The following is a 13,832-nucleotide window of genomic DNA, read 5'->3' as shown; positions in this document are numbered from 1 at the left end:
GGACATGATCCATTCATGTCCAGCCCGTCTGTATATCCGGCCGTTTTCTAGTTTCCACTAATACCCAGAATATCGTTCGCTACAAGGGCAAGATCCTCAATGTCGACTACGCCATCGCGGTTCACGTCCGCAATAGCCGCTTCTGGGTCTTGATCCACGCGCTTTCCGTAGTATCGGGCAACGATACCGAGATCCCCTACGCTGCATTTTGCATCGCCGTTCACATCTGTATTGACGATAAGGACTTCGAGGGAGGAAGTTTCAGCTGCCGTCTCCTCTCCGCTGCCATTAGCCACGATTGCGCGGGAAACGGCCAATTCGCTTCGCGAAGACGCCCCCCCTTTGGCCACGAATACAAGGTCAAGGATGCTGCTGTCAGAAGCGATCCCGTTCTCGCTGCCGAGCCTGGAAACGAGCAGTCGAATGGTACCGGCCGATTGTTCCGCTACATGAACCGCCAACCCCTCTTTTATATTAGCGATATCTTCGAATTCGAATACGTCGGGATTGTAGGTTATCGTATAATCCTGAGCGTAGATCGCATCCGCTGCGCCCGCTGGCACCTGGATGCCTAACGCTGCGCTGTAGCCTCCTCCGGATCCCACAGTGGATGGTCCGGTCAAGCTGACGACCGGCGCTTCGACCGTTTCGGCCGTTTCTTCGATTTTGAACGAATACACCTCAACATAGCGATTAGACGACGCTTGGTTTTTGCTGTCCTGCACCTCGATTTTGATCGTGTGCTGACCGCCTCCCAAATCCCCCGAACGGAACAGCAAAGCGCCGGTTTCTCGGCTCGTCGAATATAGATCGACGTTCGTCATGTACTGGCCGTCGATATAGACATCGGCAATGCCGTGATCGTCGCCGATAACGCCATACCATTCGATGAAATTACCCGTAAAGCTGTAGCTGGCCGTTGCTCCCGCCTCCGTTGAATCAATGGATTTATTGGAAGCTCTCGTCGTCCACGTACCCGTCTTCGCGATACCCGGGTCGTTTCCATAAACCGTTGCCACTTTCGGCATCACTTTAATCGTAATGAGCTTCTCCGCAACGACAGCGGCATTGGATTTGGATTTGGCGATAACTTTAACCGTTCCCGTTGCCTGATTGGATGTTAGCAATCCATTGCTGTCAATCGCGGCGAGCGTTGTGGCGCCCCCGTTAACATCCGCGACAGACCATTCGACCGATTTGTCGCTTGCGTATTGCGGGATGACCGAAGCCGTCATTTGCATGGACGAAGATAATCCCATCTCCTGGCTTTCGCTGGAAATCAGTGCGTTTTTGACAGGATAAACGTCATCAGGCGGCTGCGTCGTATGGTTATACACTTTGAATGCATCCAATTGCGCCTCTTGGGATCCGGACTTATACGCAACTTTAATTCTATGAGTCCCATATGGCAGATCCGTCTTTTTGTAAGCTTCAAATTGGTTTTGTTCAGGGGTGCCGTTAAAGGTCCCGCTGCCCGTAACCGTACCCGCCGCAATATCTCCATCGATATAAACGTCTATATTCGCCGACCATGACGCTTTTTTGCCAATCACACCAATGCCGGTACCCGTGAACTCCAATTCGACGGACGGCGATGCCGCTGTATTTTTGGAATAGTGGGCATCGTTGTTATGGTAACCGCTGTAGACGTTCGGGCCATAGGTCCATCCGGTATTCTCGGAGTACTTGATTCGGGCGTCGTTATTGTTCACCAACACTTCCGGCTCGGGCTCAGCTTGACGTACCGCTTTCTTGAGCGCGAAGAGAGCTTGAATGGTCGAATCCCCGGTCGTGCCGCCCTCCCACATTTTGATGTTTAGCGCAATTGGCACCTTTCGCTCCGACGCGCTCTTTACTTTGGCAATCAGCGTATTCGTATTGACCGTCAGATCAATCGTTTCGTTCTGGCTCGTAATGCCCCAGTTGCCGTTATTCAGCATCGGCATCCCCACTTGCTGCAGACCCGCTTCTCTGCCCACCTGGAATATGCCGTTCGCCGTTGGTTCCGTTACGTCCCCCCAAGTGCCTTCGCCAAAAATCATATCCTGGAACTCGGTGATCTTCGTCCCTTCCCAGGAATTATAAGAAACGATCCGATTCGGATTGCCTGCTTTCGTCGCGAGGGCCATTCTCTCGAACGGCGCAGGATAATAGACGCAGCCATCGTCGAAAAACCAGCCGTCCAAATTCGTTCCCAGCGTTGTGCCTATTTCCGTAACGACTTTCTCCCAGTTATTAATAAATGTGCTGCGATCCCCGACTCCGTATTTCGTAAAATCGTTTGGCCAATTTTGTTTCGCCTTCCAAGCTGGCTCCTGCTGAATGCCCTGATGGTAATACAAATAAAAGTCGATGCCTCTGGCCTTGGCGGCTGCGGCAATTTCGCCTACCAAATTGCGTTCCGTCGTCAGCGTTGAATCGCCCATGATGTCGTCAACCGCCTGCACAGGCATTTGCATTCTGTACTGCCACCATGTGATCGACCAGATGACGAAGCTTGCGCCCGTATCTTCCAACATGTCCACAAACGCTTCGACATCGAAATCATTGGTGGAATCCTCCGCATTCTTTTTCGGTCCGAATTGCGGATACCCCCATGTGCCATATTGGAAAAACAAACCGTAGCCGGAATTGCTAAATTTCGCCCGTTGCGCGCTTCCCGCGGCTTTATAAGACGCTGCCCTGTCCAAGTATGCCGCCTTGTCGGAAAGGCGGATCATATCAAGCCCTTTTATGGAGATGTTCTGATTGGCGCTTGTCACCTTCGTAAGCGTAATCGTGCTTTCTCCCGGCGGGATTTGCAGCGCGCCGACCTCCGCTACTTCCCAGCCATTATGCGCCTTGGTGAAATTCGTTTCGGTAGAGGACTGATTTTGCGTAACGGTCAGTTTGAACTGCGTACCCGTCGATGCTTTGATATGCAGCCATGCAAAATAATCGGTTGTTTCGTTCAAATCCGACCGCACGGTCCATTTCAGATAGTCACTGCTTCTTACGCCGAAATTGTTGATCCAAAAATATTTCGGCACCCCGGCGTTAAATATAGTGATCGCATCGTCCCGTTCTGCTGCTGCCGCCGGCAGCATCTCCAAATTATCGATCGTTCTTGCCGGGTTTAGCACAAACGCGCCTCCTTGCTGGGCTTGAGCCGACACGTTCTCCGCCGGCAAGAAAGGAAATACCAAGGCTAACGCCAATACCATCGCCAACCACTTTTTTGCTCTCATTTCATTTGCCTCCCTCATATATTTTTCATAGGTATTAAAATAAAAGCTGATCCTCTATCACATATGGTTGCACTCCCTTTTACAAAAGAAACCGCTTACAAGCAATGCTAATAAATTCCCTGCTTAATACTATTAAGCAGGTTATGGTGAAAAAGCTAAACCTTCGTAATGATAGGACGTGGATTCCGCCATTTCGCAACTATGCTAGCGTCACCTTCTTTCAGGGACAACCATTCCGTTAACGGATTATATGTCCGCGTCTCTTCCTCTCTAAAGTCAGCCAAAGTCAGGGAAGTCATCCTCCAAACCGAATCGATCCATCGGAAAGTTGCGGAATCCTAGCTCAAGCGCAGGAGAATCTGGCTTGACGCGATAATCGCCTCCCTCGGGATCGATAAACAACGGATCGCCGAATACGGAATGGGCGTCCCATCCCATCGACTGCCAATCCGACCATTCGTATGTCTCGGTCCGGCTCCCTAACGGGCGGTAATGGACGGTGGCAAGAAACCTTCCCACATCACTGAAGAGCACATTTCCATCCAGCTCACGCACCCATGTACCTTGGGCGGGAGGACCTATAAATTCGTACAATACGCCTTTAGACGCGCCTTTCTGGAAATCGATGTCGACCTCGGGATTGTCCCATTCGCTATCGGCAACGACGATGTTCCGGATGAACCGGTCACTGTTCCCCTCGTATCCGATATGAATGCCGGGAGGATTGGCTCCGTTGACGAATATATTGTTTTCGACCGTTCGGTGGTCGCCTTCCCGCAGCTTGATCGATACGCCGATGCACAAGTTTTCCCGCACAACGTAATTGGAGGAGCCGTCATCCAGGTCAATGCCCCATCCTTTGCGATCGCGGAACCGATTATTGCGGATGACGACCGGCTCCCTGGCATCCAGGCAGATATCTCCCGCGCCATGCGACGCGGGTCCGTGGGATTGGGACAGGCACCAGAATCGGTCTCGCCCCCATGAATTGAAGGGGCCGTGATCCCCTGTCTCCCTAACCGTATCGTAAATGTCGTTAAACTCAATGACATGCCCGCCCCAGGTACCGTCGTTGATGCAGACGGCGGCTCGCGGCAGACGGAAGATTTCGTTATGGCTGACGATATTATCTCTGCTGACCGAGATGAATACGCCAGCTGTCTGCTTCCCGTACACGCCGATATCGTGGATTTTGTTATTGCTGACCGTAATTTCGGCGGGGTAAGCATGCTGGCTTCCGAGTGTCAGCGGCTTGGAGCCGACCAGACAGACGCCGCTTTCTCCGATGTCATGCATCCAGCAGCCATGCACCCGGTTGCCCCGGTTGTACAGATTCATGAACACGGCATTGCCCCCCACGGAGTCGAAGCGGCAATAGGCGATCTCGCAATGCTCTGTCCCTTCCAGGAAGACCGCTCCTCCCCGGTGGATCGTCCAGTCTCCAAGCGACGGCGCTTCGTAAGCTTGAAGGTACGTCGGCGCCGCGTGTCTAAAGGTTAATCCGATAAACGCGACATGCCGTACGGGGCTCCGCTGCGTCCCCCTGCATGCGACAATGCCATCCAAGACCGGCACTTCCACGATGGCGGTACCCAACTTCAGGCCTTCGGGCGGATAATAATAGAGTAGTCCGCGGTCTCGGTCGGCGTACCATTCACCGGGTGCATCCAGCTCCTCAAACACGTTCTCGATGTAATAATCGGAACGCTGGTCGATGCCGGTGGCATCGGCTCCCTGCATGATGTCGTTAATCTGATAGCCGCCGTCGCCGAGACGGATCAAGCCCGCTTGGCGATCGACTTCCTTCACGCGCCATTGCAAGTTGCCCCATCGATTTTTGCCGAAGATATGTACGACCGCTTCTTCCGGGTGCGCCCAATCCTTGCCGGTAAACGTGGCGGGGTCGAAAGTGAATTCGGCATGCGGCCACGTTGTCGGTTCACGGAGAGGACGCACATAAGCCGGTTCGCCCATCACAGCATTCGGATAACGGGCCCGAATTTGCCTGACGCCGTTCACGAACAACTCGGTGAACAAGCTCTCCATCGGGACGCCTCGCCACTCCGGAATTTCGCATACCCAGATGCCGTCGCGGTAAGGCTCCCATTCCGCCTTCAGTCGCATACCCCCGCTTACGACAGGGCGTTCTCCAGGATAGGCGATATAACGTATCGGGGCATCCTCCGTCCCGGAATCCTCCGTCGTAAGCAGGAACGTCTCGCCCGCATAATGCGTGCCCTCCCTCAGCCATACAGTCGCCGAACGGACACCTGCCGCCCCCGTGCTTCGAAGCTCCCGCCTTGCCCGGTCCAGCGTAGCGAACGGCTCGCTCTCCGTTCCCTGAGAGCGGTCGTCCCCATGCGGGCTAACGTAATAATTGACCTGCGTCTGTAGTTCCCGTCGCATCGTTCCATCCTCCTAAACGTTTTTGCATCGCAAGCATTTGCCTAATCTTTGACGGCTCCCGAAGTAATTCCGCTCGTTATGAATTTCCGCGCAAATGTAAAGATGATGACGGCCGGCATCCCGAGCACAACAAGCGCCGCGTTAAATTTCCCCAGATCGGCGGGCGAGAAGCCGAACAAACCCTTCAGCGTGTTCACGGCTACCGTAGCCGTAAGCACTGATTTATCCGTCAGGAACATAAGCGGCAGCAGGAAATCTTGGAAGGACCACATGATCGAGAGCACTCCCAGATTGATTAAGGCAGGGGTGGATAACGGCAAATAAATGTGGATGAACGCCTGCAACTTGGAAGCCCCGTCGATCGATGCCGATTCCATCAGCTCCGGCGGCAAATTGTCGTAGTAGTTGCGCAGCATCAGGACGGCGAACGGCAGCGTCAACACCGCTTCCGAGAAGATAACAGCCCAAAGCGTGTTGTAGAGATCCAAGTTTTTCAGAATGTAATAAAACGGAATCAAGATAACGACGCCTGGCACGGCAAGGCATAGAAGAACCGAAACGTATATGGCTTCCTTCCCAAAAAATCGAAGCTTGGAGAAAGCGAAGGCGGCAAGCGCGCCTATCGACAGCAGCAGAAACGTCGAGCCGATCGCAATAAGCGCCGAGTTCTTGAACGTGCCCATAAGCGAAATACCGTTCAAATCGCTGGTGAACAAATCGACGTAATTCTGAAGCCCGTTCACTTTCAGCGAATTGCGAATGGCGGTATAGAACGGGAACAGCCATACAAGAGCGAAAGCATACAAAAATACGCTAATGATTCTTTTCTGCTTGCGGTTTGCGAGAGCGAAATTCATGCCCGTCCCCCCTTTCCCGTCCGAGGACGATAAGCGATAAGCTGGATGACGGATATCCCCAATGCGATAAGGAGCACGATGACGGACGCCGCGCAGACGTAACCGATATTCGCCCCGGCAGACCGGGCAAAGGAATAGATGTAGACGCTCGAATTTTCCGTCGTGCCCGCCGGACCGCCTTGCGTAAGCAGGAACACCCTCTCGAATTCGCGGAAGCTGCCAAGCAGCGTGGACAATATGATCGTCTTGTGGGCGTTCTTGAGCAGCGGAAACATAACGTTCCACAGCATACGTCCAAGTCCCGCCCCATCGATGACAGCCGCTTCGAGGATACCAGCATTGATCGTCGTCATATCCGCGTTGTAGTACATCATGGGCAGTCCGATCAGAAACACGGAGATGGAAATGATGGACATGTAAGCGAGTGTCGGATCGCTTAACCACCGCTGGGCAAGGAAATCGAGACCGATGCCGTGCAGCAGCTGATTCAGCGTGCCGAAGCGAAACTCCAGCATGATGGAGAAGACCATCGCGATTAGGGCAAGCGGCATGAAGGACGGGATAAAAAACAGCGAGCCCAGCAGCTTGGAGCCTCTGATCCCCATGCTCAGAACGACGGATACCAAAAACCCGACCGACAAGCTGATAACAATGGCGGCCGCCGAATAGGCCAAATTGTTCGCAATCGAGCGCAGAAATCTGTCATCCGACAATGCGGTGACATAGTTGTCCCAGCCTACGAACGTCGCATCCCTGAACGACAGCGTCTGGTCGTAGAAGCTGGCATTCACGATAAAATAAAAGCCATAAACTAAAAACACGGCAAACAAAAGCAGCAGCGGCGCGATAAACATAAACCCGACAACATGTTCCCTGCCTGTGATTTTCATAAGATGCACACTCCCTGCTTAGCAGGACAGGAGCGGAAGGCGGCGGCCTGCCGCTCCTGCCGGGCTATCATTCGTTCGGGTATTTGCCCGTCTGGAATTCTTGTTCAATCGCTTTGGCCGTCTCTTCTGCCGTCTGGTCGCTTATAAGCAGCTTCTGAAGCTGCCCGCCGGCGACGTCGGAGAACGGGGAGTTGTTGTTCCGGTCGGCTGTCGGGAAGCTGAGTAGATCTGATAACGTCTTATAGGATTGCTGCGCAGTCGGCGTCGTGAGCAGTGAAGCATCCGGCGCGAAGCCCGTCTTGTTGGTCGAGAAGGCGAACGTCGAGGCGAGCATGTCGTTGCCTTCGCCGAATACGAGGAAGTCGATGAGCTGCATCGCTTCCTTCGGATGTTTGGAATGCGCCGGTATGGCGATGCCGAGATCGATAAAGGATCGGATCGACGGTTTGCCGCCTGCCTCGATGGCCGGGATCGGCAGGACGCCTACGTCGCCCACGTCCACTTGATTGGACTTGCGGAAGCTCTCCAGCAGCAGGTTCGCCTCCCAAGTGCCTTGGATAAAAAACGCCGATTGGCCGGATGTAAAGGCGGTGCGGGATGATGTATAGTCCATATCGAGCACATCGTCTTTGCTGATGATGCCGTCATCGAACATTTTCTGGAAGCCGGCAACTGCCTGCGTAAACTCAGGTCCGTCCAGCTTCTTGCCGTTGTATCGCCACTGGTTGAACAGGTCGGATTGCTGACCGGCGATCGTCCAGACGAGCTCATCCATAATCCATGCATCCTTGCCGCCAACGGCTACGGATAGCTTGTCGCTCTTCGTCTCGCGAAGCTTATCGGATACGGCCTTCCACTCCGCGTAGGTTTGCGGTGCCGGCAGACCAAGCTCATCCAAGATGTCTTTGTTGTAATACATAACCATCGAGCCGACAGAAGCCATCGGTAAAAACTTCAGGCTGTCCGCTTGGGATTTCGCCTGCGCAACGCTGTTCTCGCTAATGACCGACTGCCAATCCGGCCGCGCTTCGGACAGCAGCTCCTCCAGCGGCAGCAGATCCGCCTGAATTTGCTTCGGCATCGCGCCGGTCTGAACGCCTACGACATCCAGTTCTTCCTGCGTGCTGAGGGCCAGCGGCATCTTCGTCTGGAAGTCTTTGCTCTCCATGACCGTAAGATCGACTTTGATGCCCGGATGCGTTTCTTCGAATTTCTCGATAACCGGCTTGTAGAGATCCGCAGACGGATGCCACGTCCAAAATTTCAAGGTGACGGTGTCCTCGCTGCTCGCCGTCGCGGACGGCATGTCGCTTGCAGCCGGCGCGCTGGCTTCGGGCTTGTCGCCCCCGTTCGATGTGCCGCACGCGGCCAGCATCATGGCAAATACGAGGAGCACGCTTAGCAGCGAATAAGCTTTGTTGATTGGTTTCTTCATGGATAATCCCCCTTCGAGCATGTATGAAGCGCTTGCAAAACAAGCGTAACATGCGCCGAAGGGGGCGCCCATGGACATTCCACATGAGTCGATATGGAAATCTTACATCGTTTTAGCGGGGATATTGGAACTCGGGGATGCCGCGGTCAATCGCGGCTTGCTTGCGGTAATTGTCCATGCCGGACAGTGCCTCTCGGGTCGTAATGACGCCTGTCATCGCTTGCTGAACCCACTTGGCCATTTCATACTGGCTGTAGCCAACGATAAACGGAGTGACGGAGGGAGACGTGTGACGATCGATCTGCTCCTTGTTCTCCACATATTGAGGGGTTGGCTGATTCGTCGTCACGCTGCCGAAATACGTTCCCGTCTTCAGGTCCCGGTAAATATCATTCAACACGGCAGGCTGCGCAAGGAAACGGATGAATTGCATCGCTTCCTCGGCATGGCTTCCGTTTTTGTTCACCATAAGCATAGCCGCATTCGGTCCTTCATACAGCTTGGCTTCCTTGCCTCCTACAAAGAGAGGCATTAACCCAAAATCGCCTGCCAAACCGGGATATTTCTCCTCCAGATCGGAATACAAATAGACGTCCCATGACATGACCATGGCGTAATCACCGCTATGCAGCGCGGCCGGCAAGCCGTCCCAGTTATTGCTCGCCGAATCGCTGCCGAAATATCCGCGATCATACATCGTCCTGTACCAATCGACGACTTCCTGAACAGCCGGCACGTCGGCCAAATTGACTTGGTTCGCATTCAGCGCTTCCACCAATCCCGGCGTTCGTTCTGCTGCGTAATCCATGCCGAATTGAGGCATTAGCGGCCATACATCTTTGCTAGCCAAATAGACCGGAACGATGCCTGCCGCAAGCAGCTTCTCGCACACGGCAAAAAACTCTTCCTGCGTCTCAGGAATCCGCAAGCCCAGCTTTTCAAATATGCGCTTATTATACAAGGTTCCGCTGGTGGAAGCCTCCCACAGGGGCAAGCCGTACAGCTTGCCATCCTTCGACAGGCGCGGCTTCACCTCGTCGGTCAGATCCGTCACCCAGTCCTCACCGCTCATATCGACGAAGTTACGCTCCGGATGCAAGTCACTGAGCGCAGCCCCTCCGAAATGCATGACCAGATCCGTAATTTCGCCGATCGCGACCCTCTTGCTGATTAACGTATCGACTGTGTCGATCGGAAGAGCCTGCAGCTCGATCCGGTTGCCGGTCTGTTCCTCGTAGAGCGCGATAGCCCGCTTCAGAATTGGCTTAACCGTCCAATCCTGATTGGCCATCAGCGTAAGCGTAACCGGCTGTGCCTTGCTAAGTGCGCCCTCCGGCTCCTTCTTGCCTGCGCTGCAGCCGAAGAGAAGGAGCGGAGCGAAGACGAGCAGCAGCCCTGCGATAACACGGAAGACCCGCCCGTTACATGACCCCGCTCTGTCCATCCTTCTCCCGCCTCTCCTTGTATTCCCTCGGGCTGACCCCCGTCGCGTTTTTGAATACTTTGCTGAAGTACAGACTGTCTTCGTAGCCGATGAGCTCCGCGATCTGGCGGAGCGACAGCTCGGGCCGTTCATGGATGAGCGCGATCGCTTTGTCGATGCGGAGCTTCGCCAAATATTTGCCGGGCGGCATGCCGACGACGTCGCTGAACACGTTGGAAATGTACGTTTTGTTATAGCCGAACACTTGCTGCAGCTTGTCGCTGCCGATCGGCTCCATGAAGTGTTCGTCCAAGTAACGCTGGACGTTCTCCATCAAATCTTTGGCCGAACGGTCTGGGCGGCTCTTGGCCAATGCCGCGTATCCTTCCTTCATGTATAAGCAGAACTGCTCCACCGCTTCATCCAGCGTCCGGCAGCCGGATACAAGCTCGTTCGCATCGAATGCAGCCACGGTCGAAGCAATTTCCTTCGGCCAATGCGCATGGAAGGAACGGACGATCGCCGAGAATAGACTCTCCGCTTCGGCCTGCCCGTAGCCTTCCTTACGCCACTCTCTTACCCATCCTTGCATAGCCTTCTCGAACGATTCATAATCGGCCGAATGGGTCAGGCTGCGGCAGGCCTGATCCAACTCCGACGTCAAGACAAAGCCGGGACGCCGCATATCGCCGCCTTGCATCCATAAGCGCGATTCGCCGAACCTCGTCTCGCGGGCTAATGCTTCCCTGAGTGTACGAAGCGTAGCCGCGAGCTTCTCCTCGACAATGGGCTCGGAGACGGCCATATTAACGGCCCCTTCATCCGCTGCCGCATGGGATGCCCATGCGGCCAGCATGGATTCTGCCGCTTCCCGGCGAACGGCTCCCGATTGCGGGTCCATCAAAGCGCGAACCGCAATTCTCTCATTCGACGCCCATCCGCTCATCCACCATATGGGAGCCGCCTTCCATTCGGGACTAACCGCCGCCTCCATGGCGTCATCATTCCACCTTTGATAGCCGTCGCCGGGCGAAGGCAGCCGATCTTCCCAAGCGCCGGTCCGGTAGGATCCTCTCCTTATGAGCAGCAGCTGATAATGCGGATATCCCGGATTCGCGGGTTCCTCTCCGAAATCGTCAGCCAGCTGCAATACCCGCTTCATATAGGCTCGTTCCGCTTTAGATTTGCGCTTGCGAAGCATGGCGGAAGCTTTGGCCAGCGCTTGCTCCAGATGGTCATCCTTCAGCGGCTTGAGCAAATAATCCCATGCGTTCTGCTGCAGGGCCTCACGGGCATAGTTAAAGTCGCTGTAACCAGACAAGATGATGCAAGGGATCTCGTACCCTCTCTCGGACAGCTCCCGCATGAATTGAAGCCCGTCCATAACCGGCATCCGAATATCCGTCACGATCAAGTCCGGCTTCGCTCCATCCTCTTCCAGCATCTTCAGCGCCTTCGCCCCGTTGAAAGCCGTATGCGATACGACAAAGCCCTGTGGAGATGACTCGATCATTCCCTTAATCATATGAAGGATGGGCGGTTCGTCTTCGATGAGCATAATTCGGTTCATGCCTTATCGCCTCCCCATTATCGTAAATACCGCGCCGCCTGCCGGAGCTTGGTCTACCCGAACCTCTACGGCTTCACCATAAAATAAGATCAGCCGGGCGACCACATTGGCAAGGCCGATGCCATTGCCCTCGCGTATCGGCAAACCGCCCGCTGCACCTTCCTCTTCGACAAGACGGTCCGTCTCCGCTCCGGGATCGTCTCGGAGCCGCCCGATTTGCTGCCGAACCTTCTCCAGCAGCTCAGGTGACAAGCCGATTCCGTTATCCGCGATCGAGATCGTCCACGTATCGCCACTGACCGTCCCCGATACGGCAAGCTTCCACGGCGGATCGATTCCCGCGAACCCGTGCTGGAATGCGTTCTCGACGAGAGGCTGCAGAGACAATCGCGGTATTGGAACGGGAGCGATCGCCGGATCGATGTTCATTTCGATCTCCAGAAACCCTTCGTACTTGCTTCGCATCAACGTCAAATATTGCTCCACATGCTCTATCTCCGCCCCGACGGTAGAATCCTTCCTATCGAACTTCATGGTATATCGAAGCATATCCGACAGCGCGATGCACATTTCCACTACCTTCGGATTGCTCGAGCTCTTGCCGTAGGCTGCGATGACCGTCAACGTATTATGGAGGAAGTGAGGGTTGACCTGCGCTTGCAGCGCGTTCATCTGCGCGACCATCTCCCGTTGCTTGGCCATCTCCTCTTGGCGCATCGTCCGCTTCAGCTCGTCGAGCAAGCCCTGAAACGCCACGCCGAGCAGCGTAATTTCGTTGCGGGTTCTCAGCTTCGAGGGCAGAAGCTCCAGCTTCGCAAGATCGACGTTGGCCAGTGAATCCTTCAGTCTCCTGAGCGGTCTTGTCACACGGCTGGTATAGAGATAGAGCGCCAGAAGCAATACAGCCATCACCGCCAAAAAAATCGTAACGGAGCTATAGCGCAAATACGCGATAGGCCTGCGATAAACGGATACATCCTCGATCAGCAGAACCGTCCAATCCGCCGCCGTCAGCTTCGAATAAAACACCATTTCATCAGATCCGGAAAACTGCATTCGGAAATGTCCAAATTCCTCATCCAGCGGCATCTTCAAGCGGTCGTTCTCTTCGACATTGCTTGCAATGGCCGGGCTTAGGCTGCTGAACAATACGCTGCGGTCATGACCGAGAATAAGCACATTACCGAAGGACAGGTCGTTGCGGAAAAAAAAGAGGTTTTCCAGCTCCTTGACCGAATAGCTGATCTCCACGTATCCGTACACATTGTAGTTATCCCTGAGCGGCCGTACGATCGAGACGACCCGATCTCCCGATTCGGACCATGGATCGGGATGGGGCGGCAAAAAACGTTTGTAATCCTCCATACCCAAGTACTCCCGGAACGTCGGCATGGCGCGCACTTGAAATTTGTCGGCTTTCACATTGTCCATCTTGTTGCTTAATCCCAAATAATCGCCGAAGCGGCTGACGATGCTAATTCTCCCTTTGAGCGGCTGCAGCGACGTGAAGGACAGCAGTGTATTGCGCACTTCCGCGCTAGTTTCCGGATGTGCGGTGAAGTAGTTCTCCCCGGAATTGGACGCGATCCCCCGGAGCACGCCCATAATCGAGTCGGACGCATTGACGGAGATCGACAACTTATCCATTTCCTCCAGCATGTCGTCGACTTGCTCCTGAAGCTTGATCGTCGTCTGCTGCTTGTTTTGCGCCATATCATTTTCGATCAACGATTCATTGCGGAAATAATGAATGACGTTAACGATCGTAAGCACCGCGAACAGGAAGACGGACAACGTCAAAAAAATCTTAGTTTGATATCGCAACGAACCGAACATGCCGCCCCCTTCCCGCGCGAAAAAGTAAGCGCATTCTTTATTGGTTCTATTAAATGTAACAAATATGGAGTGCCGAGTGAACAGGACAATCTACAGAGGGGGGGATGGAAAATTCACAGAGCGGAAAGCAGAAGCGCACAAAAGGCCATCCAATACGGGTTTCCCCGCCGTGAATGGCCTACTCGCTA

At 54.3% G+C, this 13,832-nt stretch carries 8 protein-coding genes; all 8 read right to left on the bottom strand.

What is annotated here, in order from left to right; all coding sequences use genetic code 11:
* Nucleotides 1-47: 47 nt before the first annotated feature.
* A complete protein-coding gene (locus RB620_RS18830) occupies nt 48-3,227 on the bottom strand; it encodes a cohesin domain-containing protein (protein ID WP_308096931.1) in 3,180 nt (1,059 codons plus the stop codon).
* A 276-nt stretch (nt 3,228-3,503) separates the two neighbouring features.
* Nucleotides 3,504-5,633: a right-handed parallel beta-helix repeat-containing protein gene (locus RB620_RS18825; protein ID WP_308096930.1), complete on the bottom strand. Its 2,130-nt coding sequence runs from the start codon at nt 5,631-5,633 to the stop codon at nt 3,504-3,506.
* Nucleotides 5,634-5,674: 41 nt separating this feature from the next.
* The gene (locus RB620_RS18820) at nt 5,675-6,490 is read right to left on the bottom strand and encodes a carbohydrate ABC transporter permease (protein ID WP_308096926.1); all 816 of its coding nucleotides are present in this window, start codon (nt 6,488-6,490) and stop codon (nt 5,675-5,677) included.
* On the bottom strand, nt 6,487-7,380 hold the full coding sequence (locus RB620_RS18815; protein ID WP_308096924.1) for a carbohydrate ABC transporter permease: 894 nt from the start codon (nt 7,378-7,380) through the stop codon (nt 6,487-6,489). The genes RB620_RS18820 and RB620_RS18815 overlap by 4 nt, the downstream gene beginning before the upstream one ends.
* A 67-nt stretch (nt 7,381-7,447) precedes the next feature.
* Entirely contained in the window at nt 7,448-8,815 is a 1,368-nt protein-coding gene (locus tag RB620_RS18810) for an ABC transporter substrate-binding protein (protein ID WP_308096922.1), read from the bottom strand.
* Between the two features lie 112 nt (nt 8,816-8,927).
* Nucleotides 8,928-10,259, bottom strand: coding sequence for an ABC transporter substrate-binding protein (locus RB620_RS18805; protein WP_308096918.1), 1,332 nt, complete (start codon nt 10,257-10,259; stop codon nt 8,928-8,930).
* Entirely contained in the window at nt 10,237-11,808 is a 1,572-nt protein-coding gene (locus tag RB620_RS18800) for a response regulator (RefSeq protein ID WP_308096916.1), read from the bottom strand. The genes RB620_RS18805 and RB620_RS18800 overlap by 23 nt, the downstream gene beginning before the upstream one ends.
* A gap of 3 nt (nt 11,809-11,811) precedes the next feature.
* Nucleotides 11,812-13,644, bottom strand: a complete 1,833-nt coding sequence (locus tag RB620_RS18795; protein ID WP_308096913.1) for a cache domain-containing sensor histidine kinase — start codon at nt 13,642-13,644, stop codon at nt 11,812-11,814.
* Nucleotides 13,645-13,832 lie beyond the last annotated feature (188 nt).

It is taken from the genome of Paenibacillus sp. LHD-117 (assembly GCF_030929555.1).
Taxonomy (GTDB): Bacteria; Bacillota; Bacilli; order Paenibacillales; family Paenibacillaceae; genus Pristimantibacillus.
Note: the sequence above shows the minus strand (reverse complement) of the source record. Positions and strands in the feature narration are given on the sequence as shown.